The sequence below is a fragment of the Exiguobacterium sp. K1 genome (assembly GCF_033721435.1).
GTDB classification, from domain to species: Bacteria; Bacillota; Bacilli; order Exiguobacteriales; family Exiguobacteriaceae; genus Exiguobacterium_A; species Exiguobacterium_A artemiae.
On sequence record NZ_JAOTIT010000004.1, the window covers coordinates 236,337 to 256,807 of the forward strand.

Annotated in this window: 25 protein-coding genes, 10 tRNA genes and 1 riboswitch; of the genes, 28 read left to right on the forward strand and 7 right to left on the reverse strand. The window is 48.1% G+C overall.

Annotated features, from left to right (window positions below):
* The first annotated feature begins 127 nt into the window (after window positions 1-127).
* Both N7U64_RS10900 and N7U64_RS10905 read left to right on the forward strand, forming a co-directional pair.
* Window positions 128-1,573: an alanine/glycine:cation symporter family protein gene (locus N7U64_RS10900; RefSeq protein WP_318929794.1), complete on the forward strand. Its 1,446-nt coding sequence runs from the start codon at window positions 128-130 to the stop codon at window positions 1,571-1,573.
* A 118-nt stretch (window positions 1,574-1,691) separates the two neighbouring features.
* Window positions 1,692-2,153 (forward strand): hypothetical protein, encoded by a 462-nt coding sequence (locus tag N7U64_RS10905; protein ID WP_318929795.1) that lies wholly within the window; start codon window positions 1,692-1,694, stop codon window positions 2,151-2,153.
* A 104-nt stretch (window positions 2,154-2,257) separates the two neighbouring features.
* Here the strand turns inward: N7U64_RS10905 and N7U64_RS10910 are convergent, their stop codons facing one another.
* Complete coding sequence (locus N7U64_RS10910; protein ID WP_318094041.1) at window positions 2,258-3,070, reverse strand: aldo/keto reductase; 813 nt, start codon at window positions 3,068-3,070, stop codon at window positions 2,258-2,260.
* 157 nt (window positions 3,071-3,227) lie between these two features.
* On the opposite strand from N7U64_RS10910, the gene N7U64_RS10915 reads away from it, so the two are divergent.
* On the forward strand, window positions 3,228-3,428 hold the full coding sequence (locus N7U64_RS10915; protein ID WP_318929796.1) for a hypothetical protein: 201 nt from the start codon (window positions 3,228-3,230) through the stop codon (window positions 3,426-3,428).
* 38 nt (window positions 3,429-3,466) lie between these two features.
* Here the strand turns inward: N7U64_RS10915 and N7U64_RS10920 are convergent, their stop codons facing one another.
* Both N7U64_RS10920 and N7U64_RS10925 read right to left on the reverse strand, forming a co-directional pair.
* Complete coding sequence (locus tag N7U64_RS10920; protein ID WP_318929797.1) at window positions 3,467-4,774, reverse strand: Na+/H+ antiporter NhaC family protein; 1,308 nt, start codon at window positions 4,772-4,774, stop codon at window positions 3,467-3,469.
* Window positions 4,775-4,852: 78 nt separating this feature from the next.
* Window positions 4,853-4,956: riboswitch (SAM riboswitch) on the reverse strand.
* A gap of 68 nt (window positions 4,957-5,024) precedes the next feature.
* Complete coding sequence (locus tag N7U64_RS10925) at window positions 5,025-5,978, reverse strand: metal ABC transporter solute-binding protein, Zn/Mn family (RefSeq protein ID WP_318929798.1); 954 nt, start codon at window positions 5,976-5,978, stop codon at window positions 5,025-5,027.
* A 177-nt stretch (window positions 5,979-6,155) separates the two neighbouring features.
* Between N7U64_RS10925 and N7U64_RS10930 the strand changes: the two genes are divergently transcribed.
* Entirely contained in the window at window positions 6,156-7,115 is a 960-nt protein-coding gene (locus N7U64_RS10930) for an alpha/beta hydrolase (protein WP_012371682.1), read from the forward strand.
* Between the two features lie 51 nt (window positions 7,116-7,166).
* A complete protein-coding gene (locus tag N7U64_RS10935; RefSeq protein WP_318929799.1) occupies window positions 7,167-7,757 on the forward strand; it encodes a histidine phosphatase family protein in 591 nt (196 codons plus the stop codon).
* Here the strand turns inward: N7U64_RS10935 and N7U64_RS10940 are convergent.
* On the reverse strand, window positions 7,754-8,239 hold the full coding sequence (locus N7U64_RS10940; protein ID WP_318094031.1) for a YwpF family protein: 486 nt from the start codon (window positions 8,237-8,239) through the stop codon (window positions 7,754-7,756). The two genes, N7U64_RS10935 and N7U64_RS10940, sit on opposite strands and share 4 nt — an antisense overlap.
* Window positions 8,240-8,381: 142 nt before the next feature.
* Here N7U64_RS10940 and N7U64_RS10945 point away from each other — a divergent pair, with 142 nt between their 5' ends.
* Window positions 8,382-8,711, forward strand: coding sequence for a hypothetical protein (locus N7U64_RS10945; RefSeq protein ID WP_318929800.1), 330 nt, complete (start codon window positions 8,382-8,384; stop codon window positions 8,709-8,711).
* Window positions 8,712-8,731: 20 nt separating this feature from the next.
* Here the strand turns inward: N7U64_RS10945 and N7U64_RS10950 are convergent, their stop codons facing one another.
* Window positions 8,732-10,183: a nicotinate phosphoribosyltransferase gene (locus N7U64_RS10950; protein WP_012371678.1), complete on the reverse strand. Its 1,452-nt coding sequence runs from the start codon at window positions 10,181-10,183 to the stop codon at window positions 8,732-8,734.
* Window positions 10,184-10,199: 16 nt separating this feature from the next.
* On the reverse strand, window positions 10,200-10,733 hold the full coding sequence (locus N7U64_RS10955; RefSeq protein ID WP_214766529.1) for a cysteine hydrolase family protein: 534 nt from the start codon (window positions 10,731-10,733) through the stop codon (window positions 10,200-10,202).
* 164 nt (window positions 10,734-10,897) lie between these two features.
* On the opposite strand from N7U64_RS10955, the gene N7U64_RS10960 reads away from it, so the two are divergent.
* From N7U64_RS10960 to N7U64_RS10970, 3 genes are read left to right on the forward strand one after another with little or no spacing between them, the layout of a single operon-like run.
* The gene (locus tag N7U64_RS10960; RefSeq protein ID WP_026827240.1) at window positions 10,898-11,173 is read left to right on the forward strand and encodes a 4a-hydroxytetrahydrobiopterin dehydratase; all 276 of its coding nucleotides are present in this window, start codon (window positions 10,898-10,900) and stop codon (window positions 11,171-11,173) included.
* On the forward strand, window positions 11,163-11,657 hold the full coding sequence (locus N7U64_RS10965; protein ID WP_012371675.1) for a hypothetical protein: 495 nt from the start codon (window positions 11,163-11,165) through the stop codon (window positions 11,655-11,657). Before N7U64_RS10960 ends, N7U64_RS10965 begins: the two co-directional genes overlap by 11 nt.
* Before the next feature lie 32 nt (window positions 11,658-11,689).
* The gene (locus N7U64_RS10970; RefSeq protein WP_290828228.1) at window positions 11,690-11,953 is read left to right on the forward strand and encodes a hypothetical protein; all 264 of its coding nucleotides are present in this window, start codon (window positions 11,690-11,692) and stop codon (window positions 11,951-11,953) included.
* Window positions 11,954-12,017: 64 nt separating this feature from the next.
* Here N7U64_RS10970 and N7U64_RS10975 read toward each other — a convergent pair whose 3' ends face one another.
* Window positions 12,018-12,764 carry a rhomboid family intramembrane serine protease gene (locus N7U64_RS10975; protein WP_318929801.1) on the reverse strand — a complete coding sequence of 249 codons (747 nt, stop codon included), beginning with the start codon at window positions 12,762-12,764 and terminating at the stop codon, window positions 12,018-12,020.
* Between the two features lie 68 nt (window positions 12,765-12,832).
* Here N7U64_RS10975 and acpS point away from each other — a divergent pair, with 68 nt between their 5' ends.
* The 19 genes from acpS to N7U64_RS11070 all read left to right on the forward strand — a co-directional run bounded on the left by acpS (window position 12,833) and on the right by N7U64_RS11070 (window position 20,454).
* Complete coding sequence (gene acpS / locus N7U64_RS10980) at window positions 12,833-13,219, forward strand: holo-ACP synthase (protein WP_012371672.1); 387 nt, start codon at window positions 12,833-12,835, stop codon at window positions 13,217-13,219.
* Entirely contained in the window at window positions 13,191-14,264 is a 1,074-nt protein-coding gene (gene alr / locus N7U64_RS10985) for an alanine racemase (RefSeq protein ID WP_318929802.1), read from the forward strand. Before acpS ends, alr begins: the two co-directional genes overlap by 29 nt.
* A gap of 140 nt (window positions 14,265-14,404) precedes the next feature.
* Complete coding sequence (locus tag N7U64_RS10990; RefSeq protein ID WP_012371670.1) at window positions 14,405-14,629, forward strand: hypothetical protein; 225 nt, start codon at window positions 14,405-14,407, stop codon at window positions 14,627-14,629.
* 3 nt (window positions 14,630-14,632) lie between these two features.
* Entirely contained in the window at window positions 14,633-14,983 is a 351-nt protein-coding gene (locus tag N7U64_RS10995; protein ID WP_014971520.1) for a type II toxin-antitoxin system PemK/MazF family toxin, read from the forward strand.
* A 189-nt stretch (window positions 14,984-15,172) separates the two neighbouring features.
* Window positions 15,173-15,499: an STAS domain-containing protein gene (locus tag N7U64_RS11000; RefSeq protein ID WP_318929803.1), complete on the forward strand. Its 327-nt coding sequence runs from the start codon at window positions 15,173-15,175 to the stop codon at window positions 15,497-15,499.
* Window positions 15,496-15,978, forward strand: coding sequence for an anti-sigma B factor RsbW (gene rsbW, locus N7U64_RS11005; RefSeq protein WP_012371667.1), 483 nt, complete (start codon window positions 15,496-15,498; stop codon window positions 15,976-15,978). Before N7U64_RS11000 ends, rsbW begins: the two co-directional genes overlap by 4 nt.
* Window positions 15,944-16,741 carry an RNA polymerase sigma factor SigB gene (gene sigB, locus N7U64_RS11010; RefSeq protein ID WP_012371666.1) on the forward strand — a complete coding sequence of 266 codons (798 nt, stop codon included), beginning with the start codon at window positions 15,944-15,946 and terminating at the stop codon, window positions 16,739-16,741. The genes rsbW and sigB overlap by 35 nt, the downstream gene beginning before the upstream one ends.
* A gap of 68 nt (window positions 16,742-16,809) precedes the next feature.
* Entirely contained in the window at window positions 16,810-18,930 is a 2,121-nt protein-coding gene (locus N7U64_RS11015) for a Tex family protein (protein WP_318929804.1), read from the forward strand.
* Window positions 18,927-19,367 carry a SprT family protein gene (locus tag N7U64_RS11020; RefSeq protein WP_318929805.1) on the forward strand — a complete coding sequence of 147 codons (441 nt, stop codon included), beginning with the start codon at window positions 18,927-18,929 and terminating at the stop codon, window positions 19,365-19,367. The genes N7U64_RS11015 and N7U64_RS11020 overlap by 4 nt, the downstream gene beginning before the upstream one ends.
* 149 nt (window positions 19,368-19,516) lie before the next feature.
* Window positions 19,517-19,591 (forward strand) — tRNA-Asn (locus N7U64_RS11025).
* An 8-nt stretch (window positions 19,592-19,599) separates the two neighbouring features.
* Window positions 19,600-19,691, forward strand: a tRNA-Ser gene (locus tag N7U64_RS11030).
* Window positions 19,692-19,739: 48 nt separating this feature from the next.
* A tRNA-Glu gene (locus N7U64_RS11035) sits at window positions 19,740-19,814 on the forward strand.
* Between the two features lie 4 nt (window positions 19,815-19,818).
* A tRNA-Val gene (locus tag N7U64_RS11040) sits at window positions 19,819-19,894 on the forward strand.
* Window positions 19,895-19,928: 34 nt separating this feature from the next.
* Window positions 19,929-20,004: transfer RNA gene (locus N7U64_RS11045), tRNA-Asp, on the forward strand.
* Between the two features lie 4 nt (window positions 20,005-20,008).
* Window positions 20,009-20,080 (forward strand) — tRNA-Gln (locus N7U64_RS11050).
* A 6-nt stretch (window positions 20,081-20,086) separates the two neighbouring features.
* Window positions 20,087-20,162, forward strand: a tRNA-Lys gene (locus N7U64_RS11055).
* 29 nt (window positions 20,163-20,191) lie between these two features.
* Window positions 20,192-20,277: transfer RNA gene (locus N7U64_RS11060), tRNA-Leu, on the forward strand.
* Between the two features lie 4 nt (window positions 20,278-20,281).
* A tRNA-Arg gene (locus tag N7U64_RS11065) sits at window positions 20,282-20,358 on the forward strand.
* Between the two features lie 19 nt (window positions 20,359-20,377).
* A tRNA-Ile gene (locus N7U64_RS11070) sits at window positions 20,378-20,454 on the forward strand.
* The last annotated feature ends 17 nt before the right edge of the window (window positions 20,455-20,471 follow it).

Genomic DNA, 20,471 nt, shown 5'->3' on the forward strand with positions numbered 1-20,471 from the left:
AGGGTTTTACAGTTTATAAGGACTTGAAAGAAGAAAATGAATTTGATTTTCTAAAATTATTTACGTATTATAGAACACATGTGAAAAAAGGTTACATAAGCGAACGCTTAACTAAGGGGGAACACCTGTGGAAAAACAACTGATGGATGTTATCGGTAGTATCAACGACTTGTTATGGTCGAGTGTCTTGATTATCTTATTGGTCGGTTTAGGAATTTATTTTACGATTCGCATGGGATTCGTCCAGTTTCGGATGATTCCGGAAATGTTGCGGCTATTGTTCCAAGGAACGGATAAAGGAAAAGACGGTGTTTCGCCTTTCCAAGCTTTTGCCATCAGTACAGCGGCACGTGTCGGGACCGGCAACATCGCCGGCGTCGCGACAGCCATTGCGCTCGGTGGACCGGGTGCAGTCTTCTGGATGTGGTTGATCGCCTTAATCGGTTCAGCTTCGGCATTCGTCGAGAGTACGCTGGCTCAGATTTATAAAGTACGTGATGAAAAAGCATGGCGCGGTGGTCCGGCGTACTATATGGAAAAGGCGCTTGGACAGCGGTGGTTAGGGATCGTTTTCAGTATTCTGATTACAATCTCGTTCGGATTCGTCTTTAACTCGGTTCAGTCTAATACGATTTCACTGTCGCTTCAAAGCCAGTACGGGGTTGATAAGACGTGGATTACGGTCGGACTTGTTCTGTTGACGGCACTTGTCATCTTCGGTGGTGTCCGGAGTATTGCAACGGTGTCGGCGTTCCTCGTCCCGATCATGGCAGGAGGCTATATTTTGATTGCCCTCTACATCATGGTGACGAATTTAGAAGCATTGCCGAACGTCTTTGGTCTGATTTTCCAAGAAGGTTTACTTGAGTTCAAAACACTGGCCGGCGGAGCAATCGGAGCCGCGGTCTTAAACGGAATCCGTCGTGGTCTTTTCTCGAATGAAGCCGGTATGGGTTCAGCTCCGAATGCCGCTGCGACGGCAGAAGTATCGCATCCCGTCAAACAGGGATTGATCCAGTCGTTTGCCGTTTTTGTCGACACACTGCTCGTCTGTTCTTCGACAGCGATGATTGTTTTAGTCAGTGGTGTTGCGACTAAGGATGCGAGTGGAGCACCGGTCGCCGGAATCGATTTGGCACAAGGAGCATTGGCGTCGCAAGTCGGTTCATTGGCCACAGCATTTATGGCGCTTGCGATTTTCTTGTTTGCCTTCAGTTCGATCGTCGGAAACTATTATTACGGCGAATCGAATATCAGCTTCATCAACGATAATAAGAAAATCATGATTGCGTACCGGATCATCGTCCTCGGTATGATTGTGTTTGGTTCACTTGTTCAAACGGCTGGACTTGTCTGGGCACTTGCCGACATCTTCATGGGCTTGATGGCGATTGTTAACTTGTATGCCATTTTCCGCTTAGCCAAAATTGCCAAGTTCGCACTGGATGATTATTCAGTGCAACGCAAAAAAGGACAGGATCCCCGGTTCCATAAAGATTCGATTCCGGATCTTCCGGGGAAAGAATTGCTTGAAGCATGGCAGGACGAAGACCAAAAAGAAAAAGCGATTTAATACGAAAAGGATCAGAGTCATCTGATCCTTTTTTTGTCTGGAGAGATTTTAATAATCGTTATTAAAGCAGTGTGAAAATGGGAATACTAAAAAAAACGACCGGAAAGGAGGGGGAAGGATGGAAAACATACATTATGTACGTGTCGCGGATGCCGTATGGGATTCGTTTGGAGATGATCCCCACATCATCATGGACTGGATTTTATTTATCCATGAAACACAACCTGATCATGAACAATTATTTGCACTCGAAGAAACGACTCCGTTGTATCAGTTGATGAGTCAAATCGATATCTTCATTGATCAAGAGACCCATTATAATCTGGGACGGGCGATTGTCGGGGAAGAACTGATTGTCAATGAAGAGCATGCGGCAATCGTCGGGATCCTTCCCTTGCCATTACTCATCATTTCGTCGGAGGTCATGCGGAACTTTGATCGCCATGCGCTTGAAGTGATTTATCAGGAAGCCGGCCGGCAAGGTGATTTTGATGAGGTCTGGGAACAGTTCGGAAATTTGTGCGCTTATTTTCACCAGGCGGAAGAGGCGCAGGATACGATTCTCGTCTATTATGTCTGACGGTCCATCACTCATATAGGAAAAAGGGGAGGTGGATGTGAATATCCGCCTCCCCTTCGTCTATAGAAAAACCATTTTTCTTTAAACCGATTGTGTATATTTACTTAAAAATCGATTTCGTCCGGATCCGGTCCGAGACGGACATCGGTTGCCAAACGGTCAATCTTCTCGAGATCATCTGCATCGAGTTGGAAGTCAAAGACATCGAAGTTTTCCGCAATGCGTTCAGGTGTGACCGATTTTGGAAGCGCCACGATGCCGTTGTCTAAATGCCAACGCAAGACGACTTGTGAAGGGGATTTGCCGTGCTTTTCGGCAATTTCCTTGAAGTCATTGATTTCGAGGAATTTCCCTTGCATGAGTGGGCTCCACGCCTCGACTTGAATGCTGTGGTCCTGTAAGTATTCGTGCAGCTCATGTTGCGGAAGTTGCGGATGAAGTTCCACCTGGTTGATCATCGGTGTCATTAGTCCTTCTTCAGCAAGTGTATCGAGATGATGTTCTTTGAAGTTCGAAACACCGATTGCCTTAATTTTGCCGGCTTCGTAAAGTTCGACCATGGCTTTCCATGCTTCGACATACCCTTCAACCGGCCAGTGGATCAGATAGAGATCAAGATAGTCGGTTTCGAGGCGTTCAAGTGACTCAGCGAAAGCTTCTTTCGTGCGTCCGGCACGAATGTCATCGTTCCATACTTTAGACGTTAAGAAGAGATCTTCACGGTTCACGCCGCTTTCTTTAATTCCTTTGGCGACACCACGTTCGTTTTTGTAAACGGCAGCCGTATCAATATGACGGTAACCGACACGTAGGGCTTCTGCGACGGCAGCCGGTGCTTCCGTCTCTTCATCGACTTGCCAGACACCGAATCCGATTTGTGGAATCGTGACACCATTTGAAAGTTTTGCGTATTGCATGTGTATACTCCTCCTTCAATGAAACGAGAATATGGAATTGCTCGTTTAGTTTAGCATGAACAAGCAAGAACGTCTGTTTCAACGCTCAAGGGAGGAAAAAGACGGTTAGAAAGCGAAATGAGGAGGGTAAATCTATAGAGGAAACGAGGTGTATTTTATGAAACGATCTGTTAAAAACGTACCCAAAGGTGTGTGGGCCGGCCTTGCAGCCTTGTTAGGGACACAAGCGGTATGCTTGTTCCTCGGCGCACGGAAGACGGGGCGGAATCCATGGGTCTGGGGAGGCGCAGGACTGATTCAGTTCCCGCTTCCAGCGATTGCGTACTTCATTCTCAACCGCCAAGACCGGAAAAAATAAGACAAACAGACCCGTCGCTGTTGCGACGGGTCTGTTTGTTATGAAACATTTTTTTGACGTGCGTCCGATGTTTTCCGACGCGGGAAGCCGAAAAGAATCGCGAGAGATCCGCATACGAAAAGCAGGAACGGATAAAACAGATAAGGAATCAGTTCCGGGGAAGCCGTTTTCGTTAATTCCGCTGCAATCAGCAACTGGGCGCCGTACGGGATGATTCCTTGGATACCGCAAGAGAAGATATCAAGGATACTGGCTGACTTTTTCCGGTCAATGTCATACGTATCCGCGATTTCTGCTGCCAGTGGACCGGCGACAAGAATCGAAATCGTATTGTTTGCTGTTGCGAGATTCGTCGCACTGACGAGTGCAGCCATACTGAATTCCGCACCGCGGCGTTGCGAGATTTTCCGCGTCAGCGTTTCTTTCAGATACGCGATCCCGCCGTTAAAGGTGATCAGACTGACGAGGCCACCCATCAGTAATGTCAAAATCGAGATTTCCGCCATTCCCATCAAGCCGTCAGACATCGACAGGACAAAACCGCTTAAGCCGAAACTGCCGTCAAGCATCCCGATAATTCCTGTCAGCAATGTACCGCCGACGAGGACGAGGATCACGTTGACGCCAAACAAGGCGAGTACGATGACGGACAGATACGGAATCAGTTTATAAAATTCAAACGCTTTTGCTTCGACAACATTTCCTGTACCTGAGACAAAGGCCAGGATGATGATGGTCAGAATAGCTGCCGGTAAAACGATCAGGAAGTTGGTTCTGAATTTGTCGCGCATGTTGGTTTTCTGTGTCCGGACGGCTGCAATCGTCGTATCGGAAATGAACGACAAGTTGTCGCCGAACATTGCGCCACCAACGACGGCGGCTGCCGCAACCGCGACATTGACACCGGTTGCTTCATGGATTCCAAGAGCGATCGGAGCGAGTGCCGCAATCGTACCGGTGGAAGTTCCCATCGCCATCGAGATGAAGGCGGCAATGATGAATAGTCCGCTCATCAGAAGGGACGGGGGTAAAAATGTTAATGATGCATTGACGGTCGCTTCGATTGCGCCGATTGCATCGGCCGTTCCGGAAAAGGCACCGGCAAGCAAGAAGATAAAGACCATAATCATGATGTCCGGATTTCCTGCACCTGCTGCAATCCGTTCCACTGTCTGATTGATGCCGCCCTTTGTTGTGACCGCCGCAAAAATCAAGGCAATCAAAGCCGCAATCAGAATCGGAAACTTGTAAAAGTCATCGTAAAAAATACCGGCACCGATAAAAAGAACTAAAAAGACAAGTAACGGTAGAAGTGCCCATTTATTCGGTGTAATCGTTTCGTTCATCAAACCACTCCTTTTCTACAAGTACAAAAAAAGACTCCTTCGCAAGAAAGAAGGAGGTCTTTACTGAAAAAGACGCTCTTCTTATCTCTCAAGCCGCAGCTTGCTGGATTTGGCACAGTACGATTTAATCGTCCGCTGCCGAAACATCATCGGGCCAGTCCCTCCGTCTCTCACGATAAAAAGAAGTCATTTAATTGTCTGAAATACGTTTTCTACCGTAACGTATCTTTTACTGCATGTCAACACTACTTCACTGAAGTGCTTGTTTGAGAGTCGCGACATTTTCATTCATCAAATCAAAATAGGAAGCATTTTGCTGTGCTTTCGTGACGGATTCGAGATTGTGGATCGTAATCGCTTCCGCTCCGATTTCCTGTTGAATGACGCGTGCGACTTTCGGTGAGACCGTCTCTTCGAAAGCGATATACTTCAAGTCGTGAAGTTTGGCTTCCTTGACGATTGCTGCCAGTTGCTTTTGCGAAGGCTCGTCCGACGGAGAGATGCCGGCAATCGGCAATTGTGAGAAGCCGTAGCGTTCCGCTAAATACCCGTAAGCGGCATGTGTCACGAGCAGTTCTTTTTTGGATCCGTCAGCAACAGCCTGTTGCAAGTTTTGATCAAGCTTATCGGCCTCGCCATTAAAAGCGGTGAGATTTTTCTCAAACGTTGCTTTTTTAGCAGGTACTTCTTTAGCGAGTGCCGTCGTAATGGATTGAGCCATCACTTTGGCATTGTTCGGATCGAGCCAGACATGCGGATCAAATTTGCCGTGATCATGCTCTTCTGCCGCATGGTCATCGGTATGTCCTTCATGCTCATGAAGCGTGGCATTCGCTTCGAGCAGGTCGATGCCTTTGCTCGTCTCGACGAAACGAACATCATTGCCTTTGAGACTGGCTTTGATTTTTTTTGAGTACGGCTCAAGTGTCGTACCCGTTAAAAGGAACAGATCACCTTGTGCGATTTCAGTCAGTTGTTTAGACGTCGGTTCGTACGAATGCGGATCGGCCCCCGAAGGTACGATCATCTGGACGTCGATGTCCGTGCCGCCAATTTCCCTGGCGATTGCTGCAGTGGCGAACGTTGATGTATAGACACGGAGATTTTGGTCGGCCGCATCCTGAGTGGATTCGGAAGAACCGCAGGCAGCAAGAAAAGCAGCTCCTGCAAAGGCGACCGTGAAAGCTGAAAGTAATTTTTTCATATGAATAAACCCTCCAAAAAAATATTAAAACGTAATTATTCCGATTTGAACCTTTTCACTATAACGAATCCGAAACCAAGCGTCAAGTACCAGTCAGGGAAGACGTTCGACTTCTAAATAAATCGGGTAAAAGACTAATAAGATTAGAAATCGAGAGGGAATTTCGGAGGTGATGAGGTGAAACGGGAAACCGCTTGGCTGATGGGAGGGGCAGCGATTTTAACGACGGCTGCGGCCGGAGCAAGCATCTGGAACAACTACGGTGCGTTATTACGATGGACAGAACCGGCTCTTCCGCTGTCAGAAGTCCAACTCGCGCCGCGAACGGTTGTGTATAAAACCGTTCACACCCAAGAATTGAAGCTGGATTTATACTATCCTCCAGGGGACGGTCCTTTCCCGGTCGCGATTTATGCGCATGGGGGAGCCTTCGTCAGGGGAAACCGGGATGATGTCTTTTGTTTTACACCAATCATGGAACGTTTCCTCGAGCTCGGTATCGCCGTTTGCAGCATCGATTACCGCTTATTCGAAGACGGCAGCTATTTTCCGGATAATCTGGAGGACGTACGGGACGCACTCTGTTTCTTGAATCAAGAGGCGGATGATTTACAAATCATGCGCGGACGGATGGTGCTGTGGGGAGATTCAGCCGGAGCCGCTTTGATGCTGACGACGGCACTCGCTCCGACGGAATTTGTCGGCGAACAAAAAATGGAACGCCTGCCGTTGATCAGCGGTGTCATTGCCTTGTATCCTCCAACGAATTTCCTGCTGTTCAAGTTCATTCAAACCTGGATTGCCCATATCAAGTTTTACGGGGGCGGCAGGGAAGAATGGCGGGAACTTATGACACGGGTCTCGCCGGTGACGCACTTACGAGCGGACTCGCCGCCGATCATGCTGCTGCACGGGAAAAAAGATCCGATTGTCCCGTTTACGCAAGCATTGCATTTCGTCGAAAAAGGAGCGGATGTCGGAGCGGATGTCCGACTGTTTTCCTTCCCGAACGGCACACATTCACTGGCGAGTTTTGCCCAAACGGAAAACCCGCTCAAAATCGAGCGGTTGCTGGAACGGATTGAAGCGTTCAGCTGTCAAGTCCTGGCGTTGCCGCCCCGGGAGACCCTTCACTAAAAAAGAAAACATGATACAATCAGTCATATTTCTTTTGAAGGAGACAGTGAAATGACAGAAATTTGTTTAGTGCGTCATGGTCAGACGGATTGGAATTTAAACGAACGGATTCAAGGACGGGAGGATATTCCGCTGAATGAAACCGGACGGTGGCAGGCTGAAATGAGTGCTGCGTATCTGGCGGAAGAACAATGGGACGTCTTGATTTCGAGCCCCTTATCGCGGGCAGTCGAGACGGCAGAAATCATCGGACGTTCCGTCGGACTGGACGTGGCGGAGACGGATGAACGGCTGGTCGAGCGGGAATTCGGTTTGGCGTCAGGTCAGCCTGTCGCCGGAATTTATGAGGCGGTCCAAGCGAACGATACCGTTCGTGTACCGGGGCTTGAAACCGAGCAGGAAATTCAACAGCGGGTATTTTCAGCCATTGAAGAACTGACAGAAAAATATCGGGGACAACGCCTGTTGATCGTCTGTCATTCACATACGATCAAAGCGGCGTTATCCTCGATTGATGAAAGCTTCAGTTACCGGACACCGCTTAAGAATGCGTGTGCCAACTATATTCGTTTCTCTGACCGGTACGAAATCGACCGGATCAATGTCGCGGATCATATCGTGGACAAGACGAAACGTCCTTAAGAAACAGGCGGGTTTTCCTGAAGATACTGTTTAAACGTTTCTTTTGCGATACTCGTAATATGGGCACCGCGTTTCGAACGGCGGTCTTTGTACTCTTGAATCAATGCTTCGCCGGTAAAGTGATCCTCAACGACTTCGCGTAAGATGGACTCCGACAAGTCATTTTTCATCATGACCATTTTGCCTTTGAACAGATAGGAGACACCTTCGTTCAAGGGCGTCGATTCCAGCGGTGTCACAATCATTGCGGCAGGATCGTTATCCGGGCGGGAAATCGTGATTTCAATCAGGGCCCGCAGATTTTTAGTAAATAACTCGTCGATGATCGGTTGATCGTTTTCAAGGACGACAATTTCAGCGACCCACTGTGCTGTCTGATCCGTGCTGACGGTCAGTCCGTCTTTAATCGTGACGGGAATCGTCGTATCCCGACCGGATTCATCCATGAGAATTCGTAAGGTGCACAATTTAAAGGTTTTCAAGAAAACGCCTCCTTGTTGAATGAACAACAGATTTTCTTCAGTATACCGTGACCGGGCAAACGGTGGGAAAGTTTTAGCGAGGATTTTTTAGTGAACTATGTTTAAATGGAAGTAGAAATTAGAAACAGGAGGACCGTTCATTATGCCGCAAGCACTGATAGGAGTATTAGGAATCATTGGCATCATCTTACTTGCCCATAACGTCATCTCGTATTGGCATGCTGAACCAGCCGATCGTCCGACACTTGCTTATCGTATAGCGCTCCTGATTGCCTGTTTGCTTCTCGTCAGTGGAAGCGACCACTTAATCAGTATTTTTTATGCGGATTCCTTGGCAGAGTTCGGTCAGCGGATTACGTATATCGTCTTTATCGGAGGTGCGCTTGGTTTCGCTTGGTACTTTCGTCAACAAATGGAACAAGCGGCAATCCAAATAACAGCTGCACCAAATGAAACAGCCCACTTCAGCTGAAGTGGGCTGTTTTTGTATGTTTATTTAAGACCGCTCGCAGTCCGTGTATCACGAATCATATCAAGCTTCAGTTTCCAGAGACGGTCGCTGAATGTGATTGCGTAGACTTCCGGCAGACGGAGACGTTTGTATTCCTCCCAGAGACGACCGATCTGCTGCTCGTGGAAATGGCGGCTTTCTTCAATGGTCGGAACGGTATATACGAGCTCGCCCTCAACAAAAATCGGCGTCAGCAACCGTTCGACGTTAAAGTTCTCGATACGGTTTCGGAAGGACGGATCGCGGACGTCGATTAAATCGATTGCTTCAAGATCAGTCGGGTCCTCATCGAGTAACGTTACGTAATCGCCTTTGAACTTATTCGTGACGCGGTCGACGATCCGGTACACTTCTTTGATGTGCGGTGTCGTCGTCTTTGCTTTTGAGGAAGAGACTTTAATGACCGGAATGAGTTCGCCGTCGACTTCACGTGCGACCAGCTTGTAGACCATGCCGAGTGCAGGTTGTTCGTACGCAGTGATACCGCGTGTCCCGACGAGGAATGTATTCGCCTGTGCTCCTTGAATCCGTAAATCCTGGATGACGTATTCATCGAGATCACCGGATAAGACGATGTCGACATCCGGGAAACCGGCTTCGTCGAGCATTGTCCGCGCCCGTTTCGATAAGTACGATAAATCACCGGAATCAATCCGGATACCGCGCAATTTATGTCCTTTTGCTTCAAGTTCCTTCGCAACGGTAATGGCATTCGGGAGTCCGCTTTTTAACGTGTCATACGTATCGACGAGCAATGTCGCTTGATCAGGATAATACGCGGCAAATGTCCGGAACGCCGTTAATTCGTCATCATGGAATTGAATATCGGCATGTTCCATCGTTCCGCCGCACGGAATACCGAAGTCACGTCCGGCTGAAGCAAGGCTCGTCACATCAAATCCAGCCAAGTACGACGCACGGGTTCCGAAGTAGGCGGCATCGATGCCTTGGGCACGACGCGCACCGGCTTCGAGGAATTTTGCTCCCGGTGCCGATTGACGGATCCGCGCATATTTCGTAGCAATCAAGGATTCATGATTGGCGATATTCAAAATCGCGGTCTGCAGTAGTTTGGCTTCGAAAATCCGGGCTTCGATCCGCACGAGCGGTTCGTTCGGGAAAACGATTTCGCCTTCTTTGACACTTGAGATGGAACCGGAAAATTTAAAGTTTCGCAATTCATCTTTGAACTCGTCTGGGAAATCAATCATTTTTTGGAGATACGTGATGTCTTCTTCCGTAAAACGAAGGGTCTGGACGTATTCGATGATATTTTCAAGTCCGGCGAATACGACATAGCCGCCTTCGAACGGGTTTGAACGGTAATAGACATCAAAGACAGCCCGTTCATTGTGCCGTCCTTCTTTCCAATAAATATACATCCACCGCGGCAGATAAAGGTCAGTATGAAGTGCAAGATTACGTTGTAACATGAAGACAGATCCCTTCTTATTCGCCGACGACATCTGCGCCGATCGATTGTTTGAAATGTGTAAGTGCCCAGTCGTGACCAACCGCATTGAAACTTGCGACGGCGTCGGCATGGACGACGATTTTATATCCCAGATTGTACGCATCGACTGCTGTATGCAGGACACAGATGTCCGTGCAGACTCCGACGAGATGGACTTCCTGAATCGAACGTTCGCGTAACCGTAAATCAAGATCCGTCCCGGCAAAAGCACTGTAACGTGTTTTATCGATGACATGATCTGCGACACGTGCCATTTCGGCTACTTGTCCAAAAAGATCCCGGCCGTGCGTACCCCGGATGTTGTGGGGTGGGAAGAGGACGGTTTCCGGATGGAACGTGTCTCCTTCTTCATGGATATCGTTTGCGATGACGACGTAATCCTCAGATGAGAACTCATCCATCAGTGAAGCGATGCGTCCTTCAATGGCCTGTCCTGGTTTTCCGCACGTCAACTTTCCTTCATCGGCTACAAAATCAACCGTATAGTCAATCACGATTAGCGCACGCATGAGCGTCTGCCCCTTTCTTTTTTGAGAGATAGTGTTCTCCTTCACATTGTACTCTATCTGTGCCGGAAGACAAAAGGAAGAAATCCATCCGCTGGAGGTATAAGAAACCGGAAAAGTAGGGTATAAGGTATAGGACGAAAATAATGGTGGAGGAGGAAAATGGCATGAAAAGGTTGAATGAGTACGAAGTGGAAGAACGTCTAGAAGGATTGGCAGAATGGCGTGTCGTCGATGACGAAATCGTCCGTGTCTATACACTGGATTCATTCCCGGCAGCACTTGATTTTGTACAGGAGGTTGGTTCGATAGCGGAACATCTCAACCATCATCCGAGAATCATCATTGACTATAAGAACGTTACGCTTGCTGCGACGACCCACGATTCAGGCGGTCTGACTAGCAAAGACTTCGAACTCGCGGAGGCCTGTGATGCCATCTAAACTTTCCATAACATTCGGTAGCGGCAGTTTTGTTGATCAAATTCGATCTCGTGATCCTCAGATCCGGGCGGCAAGCGGAAGCGGGGAAGCTCTTTTGTTTATCGAAACAGAAGGGAAGTCACCGTTCCAAAGCGGCAACACGTATACGTTGCTCGAAACACGGGGTAATTTTGATGAACAAGGCAGTCTATTTTATTGGTCGATTCCGGCAGATCAGAACAGCGGTGATCTATTTGTTCACCATGTCATGTCGGATCCGAAAGTACTGGGAGCCGAATACGACAGTTTCCAGGCCGTCCGGATTGCCCGTGTCGAACGGGGAACGGATTTGGTCCTGTTGATTCAGTTCAACAATGACGGGGATGCTTCGCGTTATGCGAAATCAGTTGAACGACTGACCGTCGACCAGTATGCTGAAGAGGCTGGGAAGTCGTTTTCGCCTTCCCCGGTCATGAAACGGTATCAGCTTTTACAACCGCTGTAATCACAGTTAAATTAGTCTAGGGGGAAAAACAGATGAAGAAGAATTACTTTTTAGCAGCAACGCTTGGTGGAGCACTTGTAGGTGCGACTTTATCAATGCTTCATAAAGATACACGTCAATCGCAACTGGCTGCGTTTAAACGCACATTCGGCGGAGCGGGGACACAACTTTCAGCCGTCAAACAGGATCCGAAAGGCCGTTTTGAAGAACTTCGTGCCTTATATACAGATAACCAGGAAACGATCCACAACTTGATCGATGATATTAAAGATCTTGCGGAATCATTACGTAAATAAGGAAATATAAAAAGGAGCCCGTCTGAATTCTGAAATTCAGACGGGCTCCTTTTTGGATTGTGTTTCAAATGAACCGGGCCAGCAGACCGAACACGGCGAAGGCGACGATGACATAAAAGACGATCCGTCCGAGTTGTCCGGAACCGCTCGTATGAATGATGCGACCGCCTGATGCAGGACGTCTTCCGGTATTGAACGGACGTGTAAACGGCACTGTTCCTTTTCCGAAGATGAAGCCGGCAAGGAACCCGAGCACGAAACCGTATAAGTGACCGAAGACAGAGACGTTCGAACCAAGTAAGGTGAAGATGGCTGTGATGGCACTGAAGATATACACGAGACGCGCGTCATCGGCTGAAATGACAGTCCGTTTGAAACGACCCAGATAGACGTAAAAACCAAGCAGTCCTAAAATCGCGCCCGAAGCCCCCGCTTGACCGTAAAACGGTTCATTGATTTTCGTAAAATACGTCAAGACGTTGGCGAGCGTTCCGACTAAAAGATAGAAGGAAGCAAACTTCGCGTGACCGATCATCCGCTCCAAGGCAGGTGCGAAAATGATTAAGGCGAACGTGTTGAAGGCGATATGCCAAAAATCATAATGTAGGAATGTCGCGGTTACGACACGCCACCATTCCCCGTTACCGATGAACAAGTTGATGGCTGCCCCGTAATTGAGCGGCGAAAAGCCAAAGTTGAAAAAGGGGTTTAACTGTTCGATGACAAACAGGGCAACTTGGATTAAAATGAACAACGAAACGACCGGATAAGAACGTGTGAACGTTTGTAAGTTTTCCGTTCGACTAAACATGACAACACCTCGCTTCATCTTCATTCTATATGAAGATGGCGAAGAATAGAACTGTGGAGGCGTCAGGAATGATTTTCGGAATAGGACTCGATCTCGTAGAACTGGAACAAATCCGACAGACGCTCGAGCGTCAGCCGCGAATCGTTAAACGGGTGTTAACGGCAGAAGAACAGAATCGTTTTTACACCTTGTCTGATAAGCGGCAACTTGAGTATCTCGCAGGAAGGTTCGCGGCAAAGGAAGCGTTTGTCAAAGCATTCGGGACCGGCATCGGTGCCGACGTATCCTGGCTTGATCTCGAAGTGTTGAACGAAGCATCGGGACGACCGGTCATGACCGGTCCGTTTGAAGGGACGATTCACCTTTCCATTACCCATTCCGACCATTATGCGGCTGCACAAGTCTTATTAGAAAAGAGGAGTTCAGATGTATCGACCAACTTGGATAGAAATTGACCGCGAAGCCATCGCGCACAATGTACGGGAAATCAAGGCCCGAATCGGTCATCAAACGATGATGGCCGTCGTGAAGGCGGACGGATACGGACATGGTGCCGTGACGGTCGCGGAAATCGCGTTGGCGAACGGGGCGGATTTACTGGCTGTCGCCCTGCTTGAAGAAGCAATCGAATTACGGGAAGCCGGGATTCAGGCACCGATTTTAATGCTCGAAACGCTTTTGCCGGAACATGCACCGATCGCCTCGAACTATGACGTCGCCGTGCCGGTGTTTTCAGCCGACTGGTTGCGGGAAGCAAAACAGCATTTAACGGATGTCGATCATTTACGACTCCACATCAAGGTTGACAGCGGGATGGGCCGTCTTGGACTGCAGACAACGGAAGAGTTGGATGCCGTCTTACAAGAGTTGGATTCGGATGTCATGGAACTCGAAGGAATCTATACGCATTTTGCGACAGCCGACGAATTAAACAGCCGGTTGTTTGACGAGCAACAGACCGTTTTCCTGCATTTCGTCGAACGCGTGCCGGATATTCGATACATCCATGCGGCCAACTCAGCGGGCGCCATCCGTTTGATCGGTCAGGATCCTTTTAATGTCGTCCGGATCGGGATTGCCTTATACGGGGCGATGCCGTCAGACGAAATGATTCCATATTACGAATTCTTACGACCGGCGTTCACGCTGAAAAGTCGTTTGATGCAGGTCAAGCAGGTTGAACCCGGTCAAACGATCAGTTACGGTGCGACCTACACGGCGCCGACAGATGAGTGGATTGGAACGGTGCCGATCGGATACGCGGACGGCTGGTCCCGCAAGTTCCAGGGGTATTCATTACTTGTCGACGGTTATCCGTGCGAAATCGTCGGTCGGGTCTGTATGGACCGGTTGATGATCCGCTTGCCGCGCAATTACCCGGTTGGAACAGAAGTCACGTTGATTGGACAAGGTGTCCCGATTGATGAAGCAGCGCACTGGCTGGGGACGATCAACTATGAGGTATTGTGTCAGTTCTCGAAACGGGTCCCGCGCATCTAGTTTTTTAAAAGACATCAATATGATGGTAAAAAAATGTTATTTGTTTGAATTTTGATTGTATTTTCTGAATTTGACTGATATATTGAAGTAGAAAGTGAGTCGTTCGTTAAGGTTTCAGTGAATCTGGAGGTGCCATTATCTTGGTCCAACAACGGGAAAAGCAATTTGTTGAGCGAAATGTAGCGAAGGAGACGATTGGGATGAAGTCGAACCATACGACCGAAGAACGCAAGCGTCAGCTACGTGAGGAATTGAAACGTGGTTACGAAGAAATGGCAGCGATCAATTTATCCATCGTTGGCGAAATGTTCCAGATTGAAACGGAGGCGGAGTTCTCGCTCCTACGTCAAGTAAGCGGGGTGTAAGCTTTGATAGTCAAACGTGGCGACGTGTTTTATGCAAATTTGTCACCTGTGGTCGGATCGGAACAAGGAGGCGTTCGTCCTGTCCTTGTCCTACAAAATGATATTGGTAACCGATTCAGCCCAACTGTAATCGTGGCTGCGATCACGGCACAGATCGACAAAGCCAAACTACCGACCCATGTGGAAGTATATCGAGAGCGACACGGATTAGAACGTGATTCGGTCATCCTACTTGAGCAGGTCCGTACAATCGATAAACGCCGTCTGACGGATAAAGTCACGCATCTAGATCCGGACACGATGATGAAAGTAAATAGTGCCGTCGCGATCAGCTTAGGGTTGATTGATTTTTAGGCACTTACATAGATCAGAGAGAAGAGTCGATACATCTGTATGCGACTTTTTTTGAACACTTTTTTAAAAAGTGGTTTAAGAATTAGCAAATCCGGGAATTATTTCAGAGTGAACTTTTTTTATTATGAGATAATAGAGATAGAGATAGAAAAAACACATAGCAGATTTTCCTTGAGGAGGAACTTGAAGATGGATTTAACAATTAAAACAGAACAATTAGATGGTCAGACGCATCTCTATATCGCAGGAGAGATTGATACGTATACAGCACCAAAACTTCGCCAGGAACTTGTGCCGGCAGTCGAAACAAATGACGTTGTCGTGCACCTGGATGAAATTCACTATATGGATTCAACAGGCCTTGGTGTATTTGTCGGGGCGCTTAAAGCATCAAAGAAAAACGGCACATCATTTACACTTGTCGGCGTTTCTGAACGCATCCGCCGTTTGTTTGAAATCACAGGTCTTTCAAGCATCATTACAATCGATAGTGGTGTACGAGGTGGGAAACAATGAAGAACGAACAACTTGAAATGACACTTCCGGCAAAACCGGAATATGTTGCAATTGCTCGATTGACAGTTTCGGGTGTCGCGAATCGGATGGGTTACACGTACGACGATATCGAAGACATCAAAATTGCGGTCTCTGAAGCATGTGCGAATGCAGTTCAACATGCATATGAAGGAGAACAGGACGGATCAATGGCTTTAACGTGTAACGTCTATCCGGACGATCGTCTTGAAATCATTGTCAAAGACAATGGTGTGACTTTCGATAAAGACAGCGTGAAGCGTCAAAGTGAACCAATTACGGAATCTCATGATTTAGACTCTCTGCACGAGGGGGGACTAGGGATCTTAATGATCGAAGCACTCATGGATCAAGTCACGATCGAGAAAGCAAACGGCGTCACTGTCCATATGACAAAATATATGAATAGAGATGAGGTGGGTCAAAGTGCCAGCAAAGTCTCAACAACGCCATCACAGTGATGATGAAGTCCTTCGTCTAATTGACCTGTATCAACAAGATGATCAAGATGAAGAAGTTCATGCTGCTTTACTTGCTCGGTATTCCGACCTCGTTGAGGCGCTTGCCCGTAAGTTCTCACGTGGCCGTCCGATTCATGATGACCTCGTTCAAGTCGGGATGATTGGTTTGCTTGCCGCTCTTCGTCGTTTTGATAAAGAATTTGGCCGGAGTTTTGAATCCTTTGCCGTTCCGACCATCATCGGTGAAATCAAGCGGTTTATTCGCGACAAGACATGGAGCGTTCACGTGCCGCGTCGAATCAAGGAACTCGGACCGAAAATCAAGAAAGCCGTCGAAGAACTGACGACAGAACTGCAACGTTCACCGCGTATCGATGAAATTGCTGCTCGGTTGGAAGTATCGGAAGAGGAAGTTCTTGAAACCCTTGAGATGGGTAAAAGTTATCAGGCTTTATCTGTTGATAGTTCAATTGAAGCAGATCAGGAAGGCAGTACGGTCACACTACTGGATCTCGTTGGTAACCAGGAAAACGGATATGATTCGGTGGATCAAAAGCTTATTCTTGAAAAAGCTTTTGCTGTTTTGACTGACCGCGAACGTTCGATTTTAGAATGTGCGTACTACCGGAACATGAGTCAAAAGGAAACAGGAGAACTTCTTGGTATTTCGCAAATGCATGTGTCGCGTCTTCAGCGCCGTGCGTTGCAAAAATTACGGGAAGCGATCAAAGTGGAACCGAACGAAGTATTTTCAAAAGACTGATGCGGAAGCATCGGTCTTTTTTTTGTGTCCTGTTGATTCTTCGGTATAATGAAACAGAGGTGAGGAAAATGGAGAAGAGAATCGCAACAGAATTGAACATCAGACCGGCGCAAGTCAAGGCTGTCTTACAATTGACGGAAGACGGGGGAACGATTCCGTTCATCGCGAGATACCGTAAAGAGCAAACCGGAGAACTCGATGAGGTCGAAATCAAAGCGATCCTCGACCGCCATAAAAGCATCACACAACTGGAATCAAAACGAGAAGATGTCCTGCGAAAAATTGAAGAACAGGGTGTCTTGACGTCCGAGTTACAACAAAGTTTGATGGGAGCGACGACGTTACAACAAATTGAAGACTTATACTTACCGTTTCGTCCGAAGCGGAGAACAAAAGCCGAAATTGCCCGTGAAGCAGGATTAAGTCCATTTGCCGACTTTTTACGTTCGCCAAAAGCATATGATGAGCAGCAATTTAATCAGTATGTAGCAGCACATCCGGAAGGCGAGGCAATTGCCGGGGCGCAAGCCATCATCGCAGAAGAATGGGGCGAGCAGGCGAGTGTCCGGGAACATATCCGGAAGACAGCTTACCGGTTTGCAGATATCGTCACGAAACTAAAAAAGGACGCAGTCGACGAAAAACGTGTCTTTGCCCAGTACTATGAGTACAGTGAACGGATCCGGCAAATCGTGCCGCACCGGATTTTGGCGATTAATCGTGCCGAGGCGTTAAAAATCGTTTCCGTCAAAATCGTCCTCGATGAACAACATGTATTACCGTACTTGTTGCGACCGTTCAGCCGATTGGCAGAACAAAAACGTCAGTTGGTCGAAGAAGCCGTCCAGACAGGATATAAAAAATCGGTTTTCCCGGCAATCGAGCGGGAACTTCGGAATGAGTTGACCGATAAAGCGGAAAACCAGGCAATTGAAGTGTTCGGAAAAAACTTACGACAACTCTATATGCAACCACCGATGAAAGGGAAAGTGATGTTAGGACTCGATCCTGCGTACCGGACCGGATGTAAGTGGGCCGTGATTGATCCGACAGGGGAAATGAAGGAAGTGGGTGTCGTCTATCTCACGATGTCGGAACAAAAAGCGCAGGAGGCACGTCAAGTCTTGACGAAACTCGTGAACCGGTACGGAATCGAATTGATTGCGATCGGAAACGGGACGGCTTCCCGTGAGACCGAATCCTTCGTCGCTGACTGGATTAAAGGACATGATCAAATTGCCTTTACGATTGTCGATGAGGCAGGGGCAAGTATCTATTCGGCGTCAGAAATTGCCCGGACCGAGTTTCCGGATCTACAGGTCGAGCAACGGTCCGCCATCTCGATCGCACGACGTTTGCAGGATCCATTGGCGGAACTCGTCAAAGTGGACCCGCAATCCGTCGGTGTCGGACAGTACCAACACGATGTCACGCAGACGAAGTTGAAAGAAACACTTGATTTCGTCGTCGAGACGGTCGTTAACCAGGTGGGGGTCGATGTCAATACGGCCTCGGAGTCATTGCTCGGTTACGTCGCCGGAATTACGAAAGCGACAGCTAAAAAGATTGTCGAACGACGCTCGGAACTGGGGGCTTTCGCCTCTCGGAAAGAATTGTTGAAAGTCCCGCGTTTAGGAGCCAAAGCATATGAACAGGCAGCCGGCTTCTTGCGTATACCGGAAGGCAGTCATCCCCTTGACCGGACACCGATTCACCCGGAACAATATAAAACCGTTGAATCCTTGTTTACGCAACTTGGTTTATCGTTACAGACCGTGGGAACGGAAAACCTGCGGACTCGGCTCGGGGAATTATCCGTACCTGAAACAGCTCAATTGCTTGAAGTCGGTGAACCGACATTACGAGACATCATTGAAGCATTGCAGCGTCCGGAACGTGATCCGCGGGAAGCACTCGATAAACCGTTACTGCGTCAAGATGTTTTGTCACTGGATATGATTCAAGTCGGAATGGAGTTCCAGGGGACGGTCCGGAATGTGCTCGACTTTGGTGCGTTCGTTGATATTGGTGTGAAGGAAAGTGGTCTTGTCCATATCTCGAAGCTCAGTAAAAAACGGGTCAAGCATCCGCTTGATGTCATTGCCGTCGGTGATATCGTAACCGTTTGGGTAACGAGTGTCGAACCGGAACGGGGACGGATCGGTCTGACGATGGTCAGTCCGTCATGACGAACGAAGAGTTGCAGCAATACGTCGAGCAACTCTCGCTCGACGTGTTTGCTTTACCGTTTAGACATGTTGCACTCTTTAACGAACGCTTACGGACGACAGGGGGCCGTTATTTTCTGACCGATCATCATCTGGATTTCAATCGGAGTCATTTGGGAGACCTTAATACCTTCCGTGGAATCGTCATTCATGAACTGTGCCACTATCATTTACATCTGCGTGGAATGGGGCACCGGCATCAAGATCAGGATTTTAAAGAGTGGTTGCAACGATACGGGGGGCTGCGTTACAGTCCGCGTCTAGAAGAAGCAGAAAAAAAGAATCACCTTTACGAGTGTGAGAAATGTGGGACATTATATAGAAGGAAAAGAAAGATGAATCCGGAGCGATACCGTTGCGGAAGATGTCGTGGAAAGATTTTTTACAAAAGTAGTTGACGTTCATTTCGGAGCATGATAAATTATAGAAGTCGTCAAAACGACAGCAACTAAACAACTTCTCGTCACTAAAAACTTTTTTAAAAAAGCATTGACGAAGAGAAATAAAGTTGCTAATATAGAAAAGTGTTCTGAAACGAACGTCACGTTCCGCAATAGCTCAGTGGTAGAGCAACCGGCTGTTAACCGGTAGGTCGTAGGTTCAAATCCTACTTGCGGAGCCATTATCTTTGGAGATGTACCCAAGTGGCTATAAGGGGCGCCCCTGCTAAGGGTGTAGGCCGGGAAACTGGTGCGAGGGTTCGAATCCCTCCATCTCCGCCAGACCTCTTATGTGAATTTGTTACTTGAGAATAATTATTGTTTTAAAATGGCCCGTTGGTCAAGCGGTTAAGACACCGCCCTTTCACGGCGGTATCACGGGTTCGATTCCCGTACGGGTCACCATTTTGGAGGATTAGCTCAGCTGGGAGAGCATCTGCCTTACAAGCAGAGGGTCGGCGGTTCGATCCCGTCATCCTCCACCATTTTTAATTTCATACTTAAGTTTCACAAAAATGTGGTCCTGTGGTGTAGCGGTTAACATGCCTGCCTGTCACGCAGGAGATCGCGGGTTCGAATCCCGTCAGGACCGCCATTTTTGGGCTGTGGCCAAGTGGTAAGGCACTGGATTTTGATTCCAGCATGCGAAGGTTCGATCCCTTCCAGCCCAGTTTTTCGTGTCATTAGCTCAGTTGGTAGAGCATCTGACTTTTAATCAGAGGGTCGCAGGTTCGAATCCTGCATGACACACCATTTTATTTTTAATTCCTAATTTTATATTTGCGGTCGTGGCGGAATGGTAGACGCGCTAGGTTGAGGGCCTAGTGGTGGCAACACTGTGGAGGTTCAAGTCCTCTCGACCGCACCATATCGCACCCTTAGCTCAGCTGGATAGAGTACTTGACTACGAATCAAGGGGTCGGGAGTTCGAATCTCTCAGGGTGCACCATATTTTGTTTGCTTTTGACGGGCCTATAGCTCAGCTGGTTAGAGCGCACGCCTGATAAGCGTGAGGTCGGTGGTTCGAGTCCACTTAGGCCCACCATTTTCAAAACAAACGAT